The organism is Sphingopyxis sp. JAI128 (assembly GCF_014207235.1).
GTDB lineage: Bacteria > Pseudomonadota > Alphaproteobacteria > Sphingomonadales > Sphingomonadaceae > Sphingopyxis.
Genome location: NZ_JACHDA010000009.1, coordinates 81505 through 98743, shown reverse-complemented (window position 1 = coordinate 98743; position 17239 = coordinate 81505). Strand labels below are relative to the sequence as shown.

Annotated in this window: 18 protein-coding genes; 11 read left to right on the top strand and 7 right to left on the bottom strand. The window is 64.7% G+C overall.

What is annotated here, in order from left to right; translation table 11 throughout:
• Positions 1 to 19: 19 nt before the first annotated feature.
• From HDC35_RS18220 to HDC35_RS18195, 6 genes are all read left to right on the top strand, one after another.
• Positions 20 to 454, top strand: a complete 435-nt coding sequence (locus HDC35_RS18220; RefSeq protein ID WP_184648819.1) for a MerC domain-containing protein — start codon at positions 20 to 22, stop codon at positions 452 to 454.
• Between the two features lie 101 nt (positions 455 to 555).
• Positions 556 to 1020: a Fur family transcriptional regulator gene (locus tag HDC35_RS18215; RefSeq protein ID WP_184648818.1), complete on the top strand. Its 465-nt coding sequence runs from the start codon at positions 556 to 558 to the stop codon at positions 1018 to 1020.
• Between the two features lie 31 nt (positions 1021 to 1051).
• Positions 1052 to 1894 (top strand): hypothetical protein, encoded by an 843-nt coding sequence (locus HDC35_RS18210; RefSeq protein ID WP_184648817.1) that lies wholly within the window; start codon positions 1052 to 1054, stop codon positions 1892 to 1894.
• A 69-nt stretch (positions 1895 to 1963) separates the two neighbouring features.
• Entirely contained in the window at positions 1964 to 3487 is a 1524-nt protein-coding gene (locus HDC35_RS18205) for a fumarate hydratase (protein WP_184648816.1), read from the top strand.
• A 110-nt stretch (positions 3488 to 3597) separates the two neighbouring features.
• The gene (locus HDC35_RS18200) at positions 3598 to 5133 is read left to right on the top strand and encodes a M20/M25/M40 family metallo-hydrolase (protein ID WP_184648815.1); all 1536 of its coding nucleotides are present in this window, start codon (positions 3598 to 3600) and stop codon (positions 5131 to 5133) included.
• A complete protein-coding gene (locus HDC35_RS18195; protein WP_184648814.1) occupies positions 5130 to 5585 on the top strand; it encodes a VOC family protein in 456 nt (151 codons plus the stop codon). Before HDC35_RS18200 ends, HDC35_RS18195 begins: the two co-directional genes overlap by 4 nt.
• On the opposite strand, the gene HDC35_RS18190 is transcribed toward HDC35_RS18195, so the two are convergent.
• Positions 5582 to 6778, bottom strand: a complete 1197-nt coding sequence (locus tag HDC35_RS18190) for a YdiY family protein (RefSeq protein ID WP_260397827.1) — start codon at positions 6776 to 6778, stop codon at positions 5582 to 5584. The two genes, HDC35_RS18195 and HDC35_RS18190, sit on opposite strands and share 4 nt — an antisense overlap.
• 132 nt (positions 6779 to 6910) lie before the next feature.
• On the opposite strand from HDC35_RS18190, the gene HDC35_RS18185 reads away from it, so the two are divergent.
• Positions 6911 to 7186, top strand: a complete 276-nt coding sequence (locus tag HDC35_RS18185) for a hypothetical protein (RefSeq protein ID WP_058804742.1) — start codon at positions 6911 to 6913, stop codon at positions 7184 to 7186.
• A 56-nt stretch (positions 7187 to 7242) separates the two neighbouring features.
• Here the strand turns inward: HDC35_RS18185 and HDC35_RS18180 are convergent, their stop codons facing one another.
• The 6 genes from HDC35_RS18180 to crtY form a co-directional block, all read right to left on the bottom strand.
• Positions 7243 to 7761, bottom strand: coding sequence for an AAA family ATPase (locus HDC35_RS18180; protein WP_184648813.1), 519 nt, complete (start codon positions 7759 to 7761; stop codon positions 7243 to 7245).
• Complete coding sequence (gene pnuC, locus HDC35_RS18175) at positions 7758 to 8327, bottom strand: nicotinamide riboside transporter PnuC (RefSeq protein ID WP_184648812.1); 570 nt, start codon at positions 8325 to 8327, stop codon at positions 7758 to 7760. The genes HDC35_RS18180 and pnuC overlap by 4 nt, the downstream gene beginning before the upstream one ends.
• Positions 8324 to 9295, bottom strand: coding sequence for a phytoene/squalene synthase family protein (locus HDC35_RS18170; RefSeq protein ID WP_184648811.1), 972 nt, complete (start codon positions 9293 to 9295; stop codon positions 8324 to 8326). The genes pnuC and HDC35_RS18170 overlap by 4 nt, the downstream gene beginning before the upstream one ends.
• Positions 9295 to 9876, bottom strand: a complete 582-nt coding sequence (locus tag HDC35_RS18165) for a TIGR00730 family Rossman fold protein (RefSeq protein ID WP_184648810.1) — start codon at positions 9874 to 9876, stop codon at positions 9295 to 9297. The genes HDC35_RS18170 and HDC35_RS18165 overlap by 1 nt, the downstream gene beginning before the upstream one ends.
• A gap of 107 nt (positions 9877 to 9983) precedes the next feature.
• Positions 9984 to 11453 carry a phytoene desaturase gene (locus HDC35_RS18160; protein ID WP_184648809.1) on the bottom strand — a complete coding sequence of 490 codons (1470 nt, stop codon included), beginning with the start codon at positions 11451 to 11453 and terminating at the stop codon, positions 9984 to 9986.
• A complete protein-coding gene (gene crtY, locus HDC35_RS18155) occupies positions 11450 to 12607 on the bottom strand; it encodes a lycopene beta-cyclase CrtY (protein ID WP_184648808.1) in 1158 nt (385 codons plus the stop codon). The genes HDC35_RS18160 and crtY overlap by 4 nt, the downstream gene beginning before the upstream one ends.
• A gap of 73 nt (positions 12608 to 12680) precedes the next feature.
• Between crtY and HDC35_RS18150 the strand changes: the two genes are divergently transcribed.
• The 4 genes from HDC35_RS18150 (at position 12681) to metK (ending at position 17228) form a co-directional block, all read left to right on the top strand.
• The gene (locus tag HDC35_RS18150) at positions 12681 to 13457 is read left to right on the top strand and encodes a sterol desaturase family protein (RefSeq protein WP_184648807.1); all 777 of its coding nucleotides are present in this window, start codon (positions 12681 to 12683) and stop codon (positions 13455 to 13457) included.
• Positions 13402 to 13812, top strand: a complete 411-nt coding sequence (locus HDC35_RS18145; RefSeq protein ID WP_184648806.1) for a DUF2141 domain-containing protein — start codon at positions 13402 to 13404, stop codon at positions 13810 to 13812. Before HDC35_RS18150 ends, HDC35_RS18145 begins: the two co-directional genes overlap by 56 nt.
• Positions 13813 to 14167: 355 nt before the next feature.
• Positions 14168 to 15955 (top strand): apolipoprotein N-acyltransferase, encoded by a 1788-nt coding sequence (gene lnt, locus HDC35_RS18140; protein WP_184648805.1) that lies wholly within the window; start codon positions 14168 to 14170, stop codon positions 15953 to 15955.
• Between the two features lie 52 nt (positions 15956 to 16007).
• Positions 16008 to 17228 carry a methionine adenosyltransferase gene (gene metK, locus HDC35_RS18135; protein WP_184648804.1) on the top strand — a complete coding sequence of 407 codons (1221 nt, stop codon included), beginning with the start codon at positions 16008 to 16010 and terminating at the stop codon, positions 17226 to 17228.
• Positions 17229 to 17239 lie beyond the last annotated feature (11 nt).

Genomic DNA, 17239 nt, shown 5'->3' with positions numbered 1-17239 from the left:
TGCTTCAACGGAGAATCGGGTGACCCACGTCGCCAGCCAAGCCCCTACCCTGACGCGCCTCGGCGCGGTGGTTCGGGCTGCGCGTGATTCGCGGCCGCTTACCTCGCTGTCGGGCGACCAGCTGGCGATGGGGCTGTCGGGGCTCTGCCTCGTCCATTGCCTAGCAACGACCATCTTTTTTGCGTCGGTCGCGTCGGTGGGCGGCGTCTTCCTCGACAACCACCTGTTCCACGAGATCGGTCTGATCATCGCGATCGGCTTTGCCCTGATCACACTCGTTTCGGGCGTCCTCAGCCATGGTTATATGATGCCGTTCGCGGTCGGCAGTTTCGGGCTCGGCATGATGGCGGGCGCACTGTCGCGGCCGCATGACGGCAGCGAAGTGGTCGCGACAATGATCGGCGTCGCAGTCGTCGCATTGGGCCATGATCTCAACCGTCGCGCGCACGGCTGACGCGTTCACCGAAACGGACTGGTCCGCGGCTTGCGGGGATCCCATAAAGAGCCTACATTGGCCGATAGTAGCGCGGCATTACTCGCGCCTGAGGAACGCCAATGGGCAAGCATGACCATCCGCACGTCGAGGCCAGCGGCGCTTCGCTCGCCAGGGCTGCGCAGACCGCGCTCGAGGGCGCGGGCGAAGCCTGGACCGATATGCGCGCCGAGATTTTCGACGCCGTGGCGGAAATCGGCAAGCCCGCGAGCGCTTACGAGATCGCCGACATCGTCTCGCAGAAGCGCGGCAAGCGCGTCGCGCCGAACAGCGTCTATCGTATCCTCGACCTCTTCGTCGCGAACAACCTCGTCCGCCGCGTCGAGAGCGCCAACGCCTTTGTCGCGAACAGCCATCCCGGTTGCCTCCACGACTGCATCTTCCTGATCTGCGACAGTTGCGGTACCGCAGTGCATGTCGACGACGATACGCTATCGATCGGCGTTCGCGCCGCCGCCGAAAAGACCGGCTTCGCCGCTGAGCGTCCCGTCATCGAAGTGCGCGGCAAATGCGCCGAGTGCCAATAAGGTGAGCCGCCGCGCTCCACCGGACGGTTGAATGCCGGTCGGGGGGCTCCAGCATTGGATCGAGGAACAGCGGACTCGACCGCCCGCGCCGACGCGTGCCTGGTATTGGACGCTAGCGTTCGGTATCGCAACCCTGCTCTTCGGCCTCTATCTGGGTCAGGTCTTCCCGCAAACGGGCCATGACATCGCCCCCGGCTATGGACGGCCGGTGCTCGCGTTCGAATTCGCGGGGCGCCAGTCGGACCTAGAGGCGATCTTCGGCTTCTATACCGATCCGCAGCAAGTGAAGCGCCTCGCCGCAATGCGCATCGGCAACGAGCGCGACTATCTTTATATGCTCCTTTATGCGGCCTTCCTCACCGGCGGATGCCTTGCGCTGTGGCGCGAGCTCCGTCTCCGCGCGCTTCTTGCCGCGGCCGTGCTGCCGATCGCTGCCGCGCTATGCGACGCGTGGGAAAATTACCTGCTGTTCGACATCCAGGCGGCTTTCACGCTCGGCGACTATTCGCCGGCAATGGCGAACCTGCCCTATCCGGTCGCCGCGAAATTCCTTCTGCTCGCGGCAACCAACGTCATGATCGGCGCGGCGGCGACGCGGCTCGGCCGCTGGTGGGCGCTGTTCGGGACCGTCGCTATCCTTGCCGCGATCCCGACCGCGATGGCGATCATCACCCCCGCCGCCTTCGCCTGGGCGTTAATCCCATCGACCGCAGGCGGCTGGCTGCTGCTTCTCGCGCTGGCGACGGTCGGCACCTGGCAGGCCGCCGCACGCAAAAGCCCGCTCGTCGATTTCGGCGATGCGGCGCCGCCCGCACCTGCCATCCCAGAGCCCGCGCCGCCCGCCCGCAGCGTCTTCGGCCGCCGCCGCACCTGACCCCTTTCCACCCCGGCAACGCGGGTCTAGGGAAGCCCGCGAATCCCGAAAAAGGGCGAAAGGCTGCACATGAACACCGTGATCATCCGCGAAGACGATCTGATCGAAACGATCGCCGACGCGCTCCAGTACATCAGCTATTTCCATCCGATGGACTATATCCGCGCACTCGGCGCGGCGTATGAGCGCGAGGTGTCGCCCGCTGCCAAGGACGCAATGGCGCAGATATTGTCGAACAGCCGCATGTGCGCCGAGGGACACCGCCCGATCTGCCAAGACACGGGTATCGTCACCGTGTTCATCAAATGGGGCATGGACTGCCGCCTCGATTCGCCCCGCAGCTTGCAACAGGTCGTCGACGAAGGCGTGCGCCGCGCCTATCTCCACCCCGAAAACAAACTGCGCGCCTCGATCCTCGCCGACCCGGCATTCAGCCGCGTCAATACAAAGGACAATACGCCCTCGGTGCTCAACGTCGAAATGGTCCCCGGCGCCAAGGTCGTAATCGACGTCGCCGCGAAAGGGGGCGGCAGCGAGAATAAGTCGAAGTTCAAGATGATGAACCCCAGCGACAGCATCGTCGACTGGGTGCTCGAAATGGTGCCGCAGATGGGCGCCGGCTGGTGCCCGCCTGGGATGCTCGGCATCGGTATCGGCGGAACCGCCGAAAAGGCGATGCTGCTCGCGAAACAGTCGCTGATGGACCCGATCGACATGACCGAGCTGCTCGCGCGCGGGCCGGCGAACCCGACCGAGGAACTGCGCATCGAGCTGTATGAAAAGGTCAATGCGCTCGGCATCGGCGCGCAGGGGCTGGGCGGCCTCGCGACCGTGCTGGATGTCAAGATCGCCGATTGGCCGACGCACGCCGCCTCGAAGCCCGTCGCGATGATTCCGAACTGCGCCGCGACGCGCCACGCGCACGTCACCCTCGACGGCAGCGGTCCCGCCTTCCTCGAACCGCCGGTGCTCGCCGACTATCCGCAGATCGACTGGCAGCCCGACACCGCGGCGATCCGCGTCGACCTCGACAATCTCACCCCCGAAGTGGTGGCAAGCTGGAAACAGGGCGACCGCCTGCTCCTCAACGGCAAGATGCTCACCGGCCGCGACGCCGCGCACAAGCGCATCGCCGAGATGCTCGCCAAGGGCGAAGAATTGCCCGTCAGCTTCCGCGCCCGCGTCATCTATTATGTCGGCCCCGTCGATCCGGTCGGCGAGGAAATCGTTGGCCCAGCCGGTCCGACCACCGCGACGCGCATGGACAAGTTCATGGACATGATGCTCGATCAAGGCCTGCTCGCCTGCGTCGGCAAGGCCGAACGCGGCCCCGCCGCGACGCAGGCGATCGCCAAGCACAAGAGCGCGTACCTCATGGCGGTCGGCGGCGCGGCGTACCTCGTCGCGCGCGCTATCAAGGGCAGCAAGGTGGTGGGCTTCGCCGACCTCGGCATGGAGGCGATCTACGAGTTCGAGGTGAGCGACTTCCCGGTGACGGTGGCGGTCGACAGCGAGGGCCAGAATGTCCACGTCAACGCGCCGATGCTGTGGCAGAAGCGGATCGCCGACGAAGGGTTGCTGGAGAAGGCATAACCTCCAGCACATCCGATCTTCACCCTGTAACGGCAAGTCCCCGACGCCCCCTTGCGTTTCGCCGCCGATGCGGCACATTGCTTCGCATTCGAAGCAGCAGGGGACTTGTGATGGATTTCCGGGAGCTTGACCGGCTGGATCGCCGCGACATGCTGCGCGGCGCCGCGATAGTCGGCGCGGGCGCGGCGCTCATGCAGCCGATCCCGCTTTGGGCGCAGTCGGGAAGCATGGCGGACATCCGCAAGGCCGCCGAAGCGGGCAAGGCCGCCTCGATCCAGCGCATCCGCGACTGGATCGCCCTGCCCTCGATCGCGGCCGAGAACCGCAACATGGTCGAGGGGGCGGCCTTTATGGCCGGACTCGCACGCGATGCAGGCTTCAACAACGTCGAGATCGTGCCCACTGACGGCCACCCCGGCGTGTTCGGAACGATCGACGTCGGCGCGCCGCGCACGCTCGGCATCTATTTCATGTACGACGTCAAGCAGTTCGACCCCGCCGAATGGTCGTCGCCGCCGCTCGAAGGCAAGATGGTCGAGCGTCCCGGTTTCGGGCAGGCGATCATGGGCCGCGGCGCGGTGAACCAGAAGGGTCCCGAAGCGACCTTCCTCGCCGCACTCCACGCGATCCGTGCCGCCGGGCGCAAGCTGCCGGTGAACATCGTGCTCGTGTGCGAGGGTGAGGAGGAGATCGGATCGCCGCATTTCCGCCAGATCGCGACCAAGCCCAACATCCTCGCCGCGCTCAAGAAATGCGAGGGCATCTTCATCCCCTTCGCCTCGCAGGGGAAGACCGGCAATGTCACGGTCAACCTCGGCTCCAAAGGCATCATCGAGCTCGAACTCGTCGCGAGCGGCGAAAAATGGGGCCGCGGACCGAAGGGCGACGTGCATTCCAGCCTAAAAGCGATGGTCGATTCGCCCGCGTGGCGGTTAGTGCAGGCGCTCCAAACGCTCGTCACCCCAGACGGCAACAGGCCCGCCATCGAGGGCTGGTTCGAAAATGTCCGCCCGCTTACCGACCGCGAAAAGACGCTGATCCGCGAGGCCGCGAAAGCAGGCGACGAGGCCGCGCAAAAGCAGGCGCTCGGCATCACCCACTGGATCGATAACCTGTCCTATGACGACGCGCTGATCCGTCTTGCGCAGGAACCGACGGTCAATATCGAAGGGCTGGTCGCGGGCTATACCGGCCCCGGCGGCAAGACGATCCTGCCCGGCCGCGCGGTCGCCAAGCTCGACCTGCGCCTCGTCCCCAACCAGACGCGCGCAGAGGCCGAGAAGAAGCTGCGCGTGCACCTCGACAAACATGGCTTCCCTGATGTCGAGGTGAAGGTTTCGGGCGGTTACGACCCGACCGAGGTCGCTGAAGACAGCCGCCTCGTCCGCTCGGAACTCGCGACCTATAGGTCGCTCGGCGTCGCGACGAGCGTCAACCCGCGCATGGCGGGGAGCTGGCCCGGCGCGACCTTCACCGCGCCGCCGGTGTCGATCCCCGCGGCGCATTTCGGCATCGGCCACGGGTCGGGCGCGCATGCTCCCGACGAATATTACCTGATCGATTCGACCAACCCCAAGGTTGCGGGGCTGGTCGACGCGACCATGGGCTTCGCCGAATTCCTCTATGTTCTCGCGGCGATAAAATGAGCGACCTCAACGGCGTTGCGCACGTCATCTTGACCGCGGGCGACTTCGCGCGCTCGACCGCCTTCTGGCGCGATGTCATTCGCTATCTCGAATTGAAGATCGTACTCGACAACGAACATATGCTCTATGGAGTCGGGGGTCGCACCGCGATTGGTATCCGCACGGGCAACCCTGAAAACGAGGGCAAGCGCTTCGATCAGGGCGCGCCGGGGCTGCACCACGCCTGTTTCCGGATGCGCGATCGCGCCGCGGTCGACCGCCTTTACGCCTTTCTGAAGGATCGCAGCGACATCCGCCTCGTCCACGCGCCGCAGGAAGAGCCTTGGGCGCCCGGCTATTATTCGACCCTGTTCGAAGACCCCGACGGCATCCGTATCGAGTTCAACCACGTCCCGGGGACAGGCCTACTCGCCGAGGGCGAACAGATCGGCGGCGCGAACGCGTTCGATTAAAAGCCGTAGACCAAGGTAAAGCGCGTCTGCGTGTCGACGCTTTCGATCCCAGGCGGCGGGCTCGTATCGATCTGCGCCGAATAGGCGATCCGTGCCGACAGCGCGCCAGTCAGCTTGGCGTTGAGCGCGGTCTGCGAGCTGGTCGAACCATTGGCTTCGCCGATGATCGTCGACGCGACCTGCGTCAGCCGCAACGTCGGCGACAATTGCCAGCCGAAATCGAGCCCCGCGAGCGCTGTCAGTTCGGTGTCGTTGCCGCCATCGACGAAATCGGTCTGGCGGAACGCCGGGCCGCCTTTCAGGCTAAGCGTCATCTTCTTGCTGTCGATGACCTTGTAACCGAGCCCGCCCGACAGGTTCCAGCGCGTGTCATATCCCAAAATCCGGTCATGTTCCCAGCGGGTCAGGCCATAGGCAAAGCTGCGGTCGTCGATCCGGAACTGCGGTTCCAGCTCCGCCAGATAGCGTTCGACCGACGTCTTCCCATTGGTGCGCTGATAGTCCGCCTGCGCGCGCAGCTTGTGGGTCCAGTCGATCCCGCTGCGCGCGAGTGCAATGCCAGCACTGAGCCCAACCGATTCGGTGTTGCCGCTGCTCTGCGACGCGCCGATCTGCCCCTCGCCCTTCCAATTCTGCCAGAATTTCGCTGCCGCCAGCTTCGCGCGCGCCGCCGCCGCCGCTTCCTCCTTCAGCCGTTTCCGCTCGGCGCGATAAGCGACCACCCGGGCTTCGATCTCCGCTGCATTTTCAGGGTTCGCCGCCTTTGCCAGCTTTGCCACGGCTTCAACATCGGCGTCCTTGCCGCTCGCGATTGCGGCGACCAGCATGTCGCGCACCGGGTCGGGCGGAACCACCGGCGCATGCCTGTTCCGATAATCCGCGAGCAACGCGTCGATCTCCCGGGCGCTATAGGGATTGGCGAGCTTGGCGACCTTGACCACCGCTTCGACATCAGCATCCTCGCCGCTCGCCATCGCCGCGTCGATCATGTCGCGCACGTCATCGGGCAGCATGGGATGCAGCGGCACGATCTCCATCGGATAGGGATTGGCGAGGACCGGGTCGGCGAGCACGGGATTCGGCTGCGGCGGGTTCGCAGGCTCCTGCGATGCATATGCCGGCGAAACGGTCACCCCAAGCACAAGGGGCGCGAGCGGCAGACAAAGCGCAGCCGGGCGGGGGAGAGATGCCATCGAAGACGTCCTTCTTTGGGGGGCCGTATCCGGGGTTCGATCGTGAAGCCGGCCGAGGCCCGCCGCTTCTTGTCTCGTCTATAGGCCGAAAGATGCTGGCATTTCCACCCCGCTGCCTCCATTTGCAAACCTATGTATATCGCAATCATCGCCATTTTCTGCGCCGGTATCGGCAATTTTGCGATGCACCGCGCCTTCATGGAAAGCGACGACCCTCTGGTCCAGCAGATGGTAAAGCCGCTTGCCGACAAGGTCGGGCCGCACATCACCTATATTTTCGAGTTTCTTCTACTCGTCGGCGCGATGGCGATCGCGACGCGCAACTGGTTCACCGCGCTGATGCTCTACGGCCTTTATACAATCTTCAACGCGATGGCATTCAGCTGGATCATGCAGCGGCCGCGCTGAGCGGCGGCGAGCGAGTGTGGCATCTCCTTCGTCGTCATCCCGGCCCTCAGACAAGCTTATTCCAGATCCGCCGCCGCGATTGCCGCGAGCGCGCTTTGAAGGCGCGCATCGCCTGCGCCCTCGACCCACGCCCAATTGAGTCTGCGGCGTTCGAGTTCGGCGATCGCAACCTCCATGAACTGCTCGCGCGCGAGTTCGCTGCCGAACAGGCGTGTTCCGTCTTCTTGCCAGGGCAAATCCATCGCAGGGACGAGATAGAGGTCGGCGACATCGTCCCAATGGTCGATTTCGAGCAGCCGGCGGCCGAGCAGCATGATTGCCCACGCCTGCGTCATCAGCGGGTCGGTGTCCGATACAAGCCATTCGGGGCGCTGCGCCATCGCTTTGCGCGTCGCGGCAAGATGACCGTCGAAGATCGCGAGCAGATCGATCTCGTCGAGGTCGGTGCCGTTCGCTTCGGCATAGGTACGGCCATATTCGGGAACGACGAGCCCGCCTAGTTGGAGCGCAAGGCGCGGTGCGAGCGTCGACTTTCCCGTACTTTCGGCGCCGTGAAGGCAGATGTGGCGCGTCATAGCGCGAGCCTGCCCGTCGCTGCTGCGCGGCGCCACTGTATCAGGCCGTCGATCGACAGGCCGAGCAGCACGACATAGACCGCGCTGGTCGCGTAAAGCCCACGCGATGCGAAAAGCGGCACCGCGATCAGGTCGACGAGTATCCACAGGAACCAGCTTTCGACGCGGCGCCGCGCGAGCAGCCATTGCGCGGTGATGCTGAGCATCGCGATCGCGCCGTCGAGCCATGGCGCGACCGCATCGGTATGGCGGTCCATGACGAAGCTCCATCCAAACCACGCCGCGATCGTCGCAATCCCCCAGCCGACGCGCGACCGACGCGTCATCCAGCCGACCGGCACGCCGCTGTCATCGCGCGCACGCATCCAGGCCGCCCATCCATAAAGGTTGAGCGCGAAGAAGAACCCCTGAAGCAGCATGTCGCTGTACAGCTTCGCTTCGAAGAAAACGAAGGCGTAGAGCGTTACCGCGACGAGCGCGAAGGGATAGTTCCACACGCTGCGCAGCGCGACGAGCGCAACGTTGACGAGGACGAAGGCGGCGGCCGCCCACTCGATGTAGCTCATTCGCCTGCCCCGTGGCGCTCGACGTGTCTGGGCCGCGTCCACAGGCCGTCGCGGCTGATCCGCCGTTGCGGCGGGCGGCGGAGCACCGACCAGCCCGCGCGCGCGACCCAGCCGAGCTTGGCACCGAGCGAACTCGACGCGCGATGATCCCAGGCATGGTCGCCGCGAGCGCGGACTTCGCGCGCGATATCGCCATAGATGCCGGCGGCGGCAAGCACTGCCCAGCGGCTGCGCGAGCCAAGCTTGCGTGCGCCCCACCGCGCCGACGCCTCATATTCCTCGGCCATTTCGGCCAGCCATCGCGCCATCACCGACAGGCGCGACCGAAAAGCGGGATGCATGTGCTGGCCCGGCGGGATGTCGAGTTCGACCAGCCATTCGACGGGGAGGTAGCAGCGGTCGGCCGCCGCATCCTCGGCCACGTCACGCGCGATATTGGCGAGCTGGAAGGCAATGCCGAGGTCCGAGGCGCGGTCGAGCGTCGTCTCGTCGGCCGGATCGACCCCCATCACGAGCGCCATCGCCACCCCGACCGCACCCGCGACATGATAGGAATAGCGCAACAAATCCTGCTCGCTGCGCGGACGCCAGTCCTTTGCGTCGAGTTCGAACCCCGCGACGATGTCGTCGATCACCCGGCGGGGAATCGCGACCTCGGTGAGCAGGAAGCCCAGCGCATCGAACGCCATGTCGCCTGTCGGCTCGCCGGCAAAGGCTTTGTCGGTCTGCGCGCAGATATAGGCGAGGGCAGCCGCCGGATCATGATTCGGCGTCATGGCACCGCCATGATCCTGTCCGTCGGTCAAGTCGTCGGCGGCGCGGCACCAGGCATAAAGCAGCCAGACTCGTTCGCGCGTTTCGCGGTCGAAAAGCTGGCTGGCGAGCGCGAAGCTTTTCGATCCGCGCGCGATGCTGTCGTGCGCGAAACCGTGGAGGGCATGTGCGTCATAGACCCCCTCCGGCGTCATTACAGATTTTCGGCCTTCATGGCGAAAATCGTCTTGTGCGGGGCATAAGAGGCCATTTTGTCCAGCAATTCGTCGAGCCCCGCGTCGACGATCATGATCCCCGCATGCGCGGGCCGGATAAAGCCGACGTCGACCATCTTGCGGTTGAAGGCGATCAGCTCGTTGTAGAAGCCGGCGGCGTTGAGCAGCCCGACGGGCTTGGCATGATAACCGAGTTGCGCCCAGCTGATCGCCTCCCACAGCTCGTCCATCGTCCCGACGCCGCCGGGGATGGTGAGGAAACCGTCCGAGAGGTCGGTGAACATCTTCTTGCGTTCATGCATGCCGCCAACGACGTGCAATTCCGTGCAGCCGCGGTGCGCGACCTCGGCCCCGACAAGCGCGTCAGGGATGATGCCGATAACTTCACCGCCGGCTTCAAGTGCGCTATCGGCGACCGCGCCCATCAGCCCCAATCGGCCGCCGCCATAAACAACGCCGATACCGCGTGTCGCAAGCGTGCGGCCGACATGGCGCGCGGTTTCGATATAGATCGGATCGTCGGGGGTCGCGGACCCGCAATAGACGGCAAGGCGTTTCATCACTTGGTGGCTTTCAAAATTCCATAGGGGAAGGCTGTCCAGGCCCGCTCCATATTCTGCGGCTTTGCAGGAAGAACGATCCTTCGACAAGCTTGGCCAAGGTATAGTTACTCCAACATCAAGGCAGCGGTCGCCTTCGCGCTGCCGACAACGCCGGGGATCCCGGCGCCGGGATGTGTTCCCGCGCCGACGAAGTAAAGGTTGGAAATCCGGTCGTCCCGGTTGTGGGCGCGGAACCAGGCGCTTTGCCACAACACCGGCTCGAGGCTGAACGCGCTGCCGACATGCGCCGCGAGGTCGCGGCCGAAATCGGCGGGCGTGTAATGAAAGCGCGTAACGAGGTTGGCGCGAAGGCCAGGCGCCACGCGGCGCTCGACTTCCTCGAGGATCGCTTCGGCATAATGATCCCCGAATTCGCCATCCCAGTCGACCTTGGCCTTGCCGAGATGTGCGACGGGGGCGAGCGCGTAAAAGGACGAATGGCCGGGCGGCGCCATGCCGGGATCGGTGATGCTGGGATGGTGGAGATAGAGTGAGAAGTCGTCCGGCACCGTGCCGCCATAGATATCGCCCAACAATCCCTTGTAGCGCGGACCGAAGAGAATGCTGTGGTGCGCGATATCGGGATAGTCGCCCTTCGCGCCGAAATGAACGACGAAGAGCGAGGGCGACCAGCGCTTGCGCGCCAGGCCTCTCGCGACTTTGGCGCCGCGCTCATGATCGAGCAGGTCGCGGTAACTGTGCATCAGGTCGGCGTTGGTCGCGACCATGTCTGCGTCGGACCGCCAGCCGCTTTGCGCCGTGACGCCGGTGACGCGGTTGCCCGAGGTCTCGATCTTCGCCACAGGGTCGCCAAGACGCAGCGTCCCGCCGAGCCGTTCGAACAATCGCACCATGCCGCCGACGAGCGCATTGGTGCCACCGCGCGCGAACCAGACGCCGCCGTCCTTCTCGATCGTATGGATCAGCGCATAGATCGCGCTGGTCGTCATCGGATTGCCACCGACGAGCAAGGTGTGGAACGACAAGGCCTGCCGTAGTCGCTCATCCTTCACATAAGACGAGACGATAGAATAGACGCTCCGCCACGCCTGATATTTCATCAGCGCCGGGGCGGCCCGGATCATCGACGCGAAATCGAGGAAGGCGACAGCGCCGAGTTTCACATAGCCCTGTTCGTACACGCCCTTCGAATATTCGAGAAAGCGGTCGTAGCCCGCAACGTCGGCGGGATGGAGCCTAGCGATCTCCGCCCGCAGCGCCGCCTCGTCGTTCGAATAGTCGAAATTCGTCCCGTCGGGCCAGTTGAGACGGTAAAAGGGTGCCACCGGGACGAGCTCGACATCGCTCGCCATATTTTGCCCGCTCAGCGCCCATAATTCTTCGAGGCACGGCGGATCGGTGATGACCGTCGGCCCGGCATCAAAGGTGAAGCCGTCCTTTTGCCAATGATAGGCGCGGCCTCCAGGCTTGTCGCGCGCCTCGACGATCGTCGTCGCCACGCCTGCCGATTGCAGGCGGATCGCGAGCGCGAGACCGCCGAAACCGGCCCCGATGACGATCGCGCTGCGGTTCATTTCCAGTCCAGTCCCGAAAGCGCCGCGATCGCGCGGCGTACGGACACGGGCGGCTTGCCCGAAAGGATGCGCAGCTTGTCGGCGCCGGTCGATCGGCCCGCATAGAAACGCGCAATCAGTCCAGGCGCGAGGCGGTAGAAGCGCTGGAATATGCGGAACCGCTCGCCCGGGTTTGCGGCGCGGAACAACATCGCGCCGAGCATGCGGTAAAAGCGCTGACGGCGCCACGACGCGGCTGCGCGATCGCGCAGCCGTTCGGCAAGATCGGCGCTGGCGGCCAACGCGGGCAATGCCGTCGCGGTACGCACCGCATCGGGCAAGGAATAACCGGTCATGGCGTGAAAGGCCCCCGCGCGCGCGCCGATTCGCGCCGTCCGGTCGGACGACGGCCACAGCCGCTCGAAATCCCCCGCGATCACGACCGCGAGCGCACCGGTTTCCTCGCGGCCCGTGGCCGTCACGTCCCAGCCTTGCGCCGCGGCATAGGCCGCGATGCGTTCGCGAACGACAGGCAGGTCGAGATCGGAATCGTCGCTATAATAGGTATCCTCGACAAAGATCGTCCGGTCATCGAGGGGAAGGAGGTAGACGAAGCGGTAGCCGTCCAACTGATCGACGGTCGCGTCCATCACGACCGGATGCACGATGCCGTGTCCCCCCTTCACCGTCAGCGCTTGTCCGACGAATTTCTGCCAGCCGCTTGTCAGCGTCGGAAATCGGCCTGCACCGCGCGCGTCGATGACATGCTTCGCCGACAATCGTCCGCCGCGCGACAGCAGGACATGGTCGGGGGCGACATGCTTCGCCTTGTCGGCGATGACATGCCCGGCCGGCAGCGCCGCCTCGACCGCTTCGGCAAGCGCTTCGCCGGTGATACTCTTGTACCCCATGCGCAGGCTCCGCGTATGTGCAGGGAAACGGACATCGTAGCGTAGCCAGTGATGGCGGACGAGCGGAGCGACGAGCCAGCGATCGCTTTTCGCGATATCGCTGTCGAAAAAGGACCAGATATGATTGCCGCCGACCGGCCCTGGCTCAACCAGCCTGACGTCGAGGTCGGGCCTCTTCGCCGCAAGCGCGAGCGCGGCAAGCCCTCCGGCGAGCCCGCCGCCGACGATCGCGATGTCGCATCTATCGTTATTCTGCCCCACCATAGCCCTGCCCTAGCCGCCCGCGGCGCTCGCGCAAAGCCATTGCAACGCAGCGACGAGCGGCTAGCCTTGCGCGATGACCGGCTGGGCGATCCTTTTCTCCGCGCTTGCGATGACCGCGATCGTCGGGGTGCGCTATCTGATCACCAGCGGCGCCTTTGCCTTCGCTACGCGGCTGAAGCATCCCGGCCTCTATCGCGGGCTCGAACCGCAGATGCGCCGCGAGATCGGCTGGAGTCTCGCGAGCGCCGCCATTTACGGCATTCCAGCGGGCGTCGTCGCCTGGGGCTGGCAGGCGCACGGCTGGACGCGCATCTACACCGATATCCACGCCTTTCCGCTGTGGTATCTGCCTCTCAGCCTTTTCTCTTACCTGCTGGTCCACGACACATGGTTCTACTGGACGCATCGCTGGATGCACCGGCCGCGCTGGTTCCGCATCGCGCACAGCGTCCATCACGACAGCCGCCCGCCGACGGCCTGGGCGGCGATGAGTTTCCATCCGGTCGAGGCGATCACCGGCGCCCTCGTCATTCCCGTCCTTGTCTTTATCATCCCGATCCATGTCGCGGTGCTGGGGACGGTGCTCGCGATCATGACGGTGATGGGCGTCGGCAATCATATGGGGTGGGAGATGTTTCCGCGCGGGCTTGTTCATGGACCAGCAGGGCGATGGCTGATAACCGCTACGCATCATCAGGCGCATCATGCGTCGTACCGGGGGAATTATGGACTTTATTTCCGCTTCTGGGACAAAGCGTGTGGCACGGATATCGGCTTGGGCCGCTTTGGCGGCGATGTTGCCGCTGCTGCCCCCCGCTGCGAGCGCGCCGACGACCGCGCCGACGGTTGATCTCAGCATCACCGGGCTGCGCAGCACAAAGGGTCAGGTGCTCGTCTGCCTGACCACGAACCGCAAGGCGTTTCCCGATTGCAGCAAGGATGCAGGCTCGGTGCGGATGGCGGTGAAGGCGGCCGAAGCGGGAAATTTCGCGGTCCATGCGCCCGCGACCGGCACCTATGCCATCGCGGTGGTGCATGACGAGAATGGCAATAACAAGATGGATACCGCGATCTTCCTGCCCAAGGAAGGCTTCGGTTTTTCGCGCAACCCGACGATCACCGTCGGCCCGCCCAGCTTCAAATCGGCAAGCTTTGCGGTCACGGGCGATGTGCACCAATCGATCAAGATGAAATATATGCTGTAAGGGCCTGGCCGGCCGGTGTTGCGGCGGTTTTGGGGAAGGGAGCGGACGCATCGCATTTCCAAAGTTCAGGAAAGATCAGCCCTGTGGCGTGCCCCGATCAGCTCTTGCTGCCGTATCAATATACTGTCCATGCCCGATCCCGCAAATCGAACGGCAACCGTTTTGGGCCACCGGAGGAAGGAGCCCGAATCGACGCTGGCACGGCCCGATATTTTAGGAAAGGGCTTTTTTCCTGTGCCGACCCCGCAGCGACCCGCAATGGGTGTATACCGCCTCGCCCTTTCACCATGCTCAGTCGCGGCGACGCGGCCGAGCGCCATTGTGGGCGCGCCCCGGCCCGGCTAAGGCAGCGCATGTGACCGCGCCCTTCCCCCGCATCGCTGCTTTCGCCGACCGCTGGCCCAAGCTTGTTGCCCTGTTGCTGGGCGCCGTTTCGGCGACGGGTTTCGCGCCGCTTGGCCTGTGGCCGCTGACCCTGGTCGCGCTGGCGGGCTGGATGGCGCTGGTCGCAAGAGCCTCGCGCGGCTGGCGGGCATTCGGGATCGGCTGGGCGTTCGGGGTCGGGCATTTTGTCGTCGGGCTGAACTGGATCGCGACCGCCTTCACCTATCAGGCGGCGATGCCCGCATGGCTCGGCTGGATCGCGGTGGTGCTGCTGTCGCTCTATCTGGCGGTGTATCCGGCGCTCGCTGCGTGGGGGGCGTGGCTGGTCCGATCTCTTGCAGGTCCGGCCCTCCCCTTGCGTCGCGCAAAGGGCGCGCCTCGATCGCTCCCTTTCACCGCGATCACCACCTCTTATCTGTTGAGTTTCGCCGGGATGTGGATTCTCACCGAATGGTTGCGCGCATGGCTCTTCACCGGTTTCGCTTGGAACCCGCTCGCAGCCATTGCCCTTGCAGGCAATATTTCGGGCATTCTCGGGGAAAATTATCTTGAGCTGATTGGCACTTACGGGGCCGGCGGGTTAGTGGTGATGTGGAGCGCCTTGATCGCCGCCAGCATCGAGCAATATCTGGTCCTGCGCGCATTGAAGGCGCGCGGCATTGTCGATCCGCGCGAACAAGACGACCTCCGCGGTGCGCCCCTGGAAGATTTCGACAATCGCCGTTTTGCCAAGGTGCTTGCTGTCGGGACCGGCCTCGCATTGTTGATGATGGTTGCCGGAATCTTTCCTTCGCCGTCGCGCGACTATCCTTCAACGCCGCCGAAGGGTGAAACGCTTGAAGAAATGGTGGCCCGCATCAAGGCCCAACAGGGCATCCCCATCACCGTCGTCCAGCCCAATATCGGCCAGCAGGACAAATGGGAGGGCAGCAAGGCCGACGCCAATTTCGCCAAGCTCGCGCGGCTGACGAGCCCGAAAGACGACACGCCGCGCCTGATCCTGTGGCCCGAGGCGGCGGTTCCCGACTATCTCGAGACCGGCTATCCGCCCGTTTATTACGACCGATCGCCCGCCGAGGCGCGCGGCCGGATCACGAACCTGATGAACCCCGGCGACGTCATGCTGCTAGGTGCGCTCAAACTCGAACTCGACAAAAACGGCGACGTCGTCGGCGCGCGCAATGCGGTGATGACCGTCCATGCCGACGGCACGCTCGGCCCGCGATACGACAAGTCGCACCTTGTCCCATACGGCGAATATCTGCCGATGCGCCCGATCCTGTCGGCGATCGGCCTGTCGCGGCTCGCGCCGGGCGACATCGATTTCTGGCCGGGGCCGGGGCCGCACACGCTCGACCTCGGCGCCTTCGGACGGGCGGGGCTGCAAATCTGTTACGAGATCATCTTTTCGGGACAGGTCGTCGACCGCGACCATCGCCCCGATTTCATCTTCAACCCCTCGAACGACGCCTGGTTCGGGGCCTGGGGCCCGCCGCAACATCTGGCGCAGGCGCGGCTGCGCGCGATCGAGGAAGGCTTGCCTGTTGTGCGCGCGACGCCGACGGGGATCAGCGCGGTGATCGACGCCGATGGGCGCATCCTCGAATCGCTGCCGATGCACACCGCGGGACGGATCGATACCGTCATCCCGCCCGCGCACGCGCCGACGCTGTTCGCCCGCTTCGGCAACATACTGCCTGTCGGATTTGCGTTGCTGCTGCTCGCGCTCGCCATTGCCTTTCGCGGGCGCGGGCGCTAACAGCACCCCGACATAAAGCTTCCTTTATATACGATTTGCAGAAGGTTCTCCCATGCGCAACAGCTTCCTTTTCACCTCCGAAAGCGTGTCCGAAGGACATCCGGACAAGGTATCGGACCAGATCAGCGATTCGATCGTCGACCTGTTCCTTTCGAAGGATCCCGAAGCGCGCGTCGCGTGCGAAACGCTGACCACGACCCAGCTCGTCGTGCTCGCCGGTGAAATCCGTTGCAAGGGCGTGTTCGAGAATGACGAGTGGGCGCCGGGCGCGCTCGAGGAGATCGAAGCCACGGTGCGCAATACGGTGCGCGAGATCGGTTATGAGCAGGACGGTTTCCATTGGAAAACCTTCCGCTTTGAAAACAACCTCCACGGCCAGTCGGCGCATATCGCGCAGGGCGTCGACGAGAGCGGCGACAAGGACGAGGGCGCGGGCGACCAGGGCATCATGTTCGGCTATGCGTCGGACGAAACCCCCGACCTGATGCCCGCGACGCTCGATTACAGCCACAAGATCCTCGAGCGCATGGCCGCCGATCGCAAGGCGGGCACCGCGCCTTTCCTCGAACCCGACGCCAAGAGCCAGGTCACGCTGCGCTATGCCAACGAGCGCCCGGTCGAGGCGACCGCGATCGTCGTGTCAACGCAGCATGCGCCGGGCTATTTTTTCCATAATGGCGAAGGCGACGAAGCCAAATATACCGAGCTGCGCAAATATGTGCTCGGCGTGATCGCCGACGTGCTGCCCGCCGAATTGCTCACGGCGAACACCGTCTATCACATCAATCCGACCGGCCGCTTCGAGATCGGCGGCCCCGACGGCGACGCGGGCCTGACGGGCCGCAAGATCATCGTCGACACCTATGGCGGCGCCAGCCCGCACGGTGGCGGCGCGTTCAGCGGCAAGGATCCGACGAAGGTGGATCGTTCGGCGGCCTATATCACGCGTTATCTGGCGAAGAATATCGTCGCCGCGGGTCTTGCGCGCCGCTGTACGATCCAGCTCAGCTATGCGATCGGCGTCGCCGAGCCGCTGTCGATCTATGTCGACCTGCACGGCACCGGCACGGTCGAGGAAGGCCGCATCGAGGCCGCGATCCCGCAGCTCGTGCGCCTGACGCCCAAGGGCATCCGCACGCACCTCGGCCTCAACAAGCCGATCTATCGGCAGACCGCCGCTTATGGCCATTTCGGCCGCACGGCCGAAGGCGATGCCTTTCCGTGGGAGCGCACCGACCTCGTCGACAAGCTGAAGGCCGCGCTCGCCGCCTGACACGGCGCGGG

What these genes read in the sequence shown, in the direction of transcription:
- crtY (WP_184648808.1), bottom strand. Translation starts at nt 12,607, where the DNA reads ATGGTGGGGCAGAATAACGATAGATGCGACATCGCGATCGTCGGCGGC.
- HDC35_RS18190 (WP_260397827.1), bottom strand. Translation starts at nt 6,778, where the DNA reads ATGGCATCTCTCCCCCGCCCGGCTGCGCTTTGTCTGCCGCTCGCGCCC.
- HDC35_RS18205 (WP_184648816.1), top strand. Translation starts at nt 1,964, where the DNA reads ATGAACACCGTGATCATCCGCGAAGACGATCTGATCGAAACGATCGCC.
- HDC35_RS18215 (WP_184648818.1), top strand. Translation starts at nt 556, where the DNA reads ATGGGCAAGCATGACCATCCGCACGTCGAGGCCAGCGGCGCTTCGCTC.
- HDC35_RS18145 (WP_184648806.1), top strand. Translation starts at nt 13,402, where the DNA reads ATGTTGCCGCTGCTGCCCCCCGCTGCGAGCGCGCCGACGACCGCGCCG.
- HDC35_RS18200 (WP_184648815.1), top strand. Translation starts at nt 3,598, where the DNA reads ATGGATTTCCGGGAGCTTGACCGGCTGGATCGCCGCGACATGCTGCGC.
- pnuC (WP_184648812.1), bottom strand. Translation starts at nt 8,327, where the DNA reads ATGAGCTACATCGAGTGGGCGGCCGCCGCCTTCGTCCTCGTCAACGTT.
- HDC35_RS18195 (WP_184648814.1), top strand. Translation starts at nt 5,130, where the DNA reads ATGAGCGACCTCAACGGCGTTGCGCACGTCATCTTGACCGCGGGCGAC.
- metK (WP_184648804.1), top strand. Translation starts at nt 16,008, where the DNA reads ATGCGCAACAGCTTCCTTTTCACCTCCGAAAGCGTGTCCGAAGGACAT.
- HDC35_RS18180 (WP_184648813.1), bottom strand. Translation starts at nt 7,761, where the DNA reads ATGACGCGCCACATCTGCCTTCACGGCGCCGAAAGTACGGGAAAGTCG.
- HDC35_RS18210 (WP_184648817.1), top strand. Translation starts at nt 1,052, where the DNA reads ATGCCGGTCGGGGGGCTCCAGCATTGGATCGAGGAACAGCGGACTCGA.
- HDC35_RS18150 (WP_184648807.1), top strand. Translation starts at nt 12,681, where the DNA reads ATGACCGGCTGGGCGATCCTTTTCTCCGCGCTTGCGATGACCGCGATC.
- HDC35_RS18170 (WP_184648811.1), bottom strand. Translation starts at nt 9,295, where the DNA reads ATGACGCCGGAGGGGGTCTATGACGCACATGCCCTCCACGGTTTCGCG.
- HDC35_RS18160 (WP_184648809.1), bottom strand. Translation starts at nt 11,453, where the DNA reads ATGAACCGCAGCGCGATCGTCATCGGGGCCGGTTTCGGCGGTCTCGCG.
- HDC35_RS18185 (WP_058804742.1), top strand. Translation starts at nt 6,911, where the DNA reads ATGTATATCGCAATCATCGCCATTTTCTGCGCCGGTATCGGCAATTTT.
- HDC35_RS18165 (WP_184648810.1), bottom strand. Translation starts at nt 9,876, where the DNA reads ATGAAACGCCTTGCCGTCTATTGCGGGTCCGCGACCCCCGACGATCCG.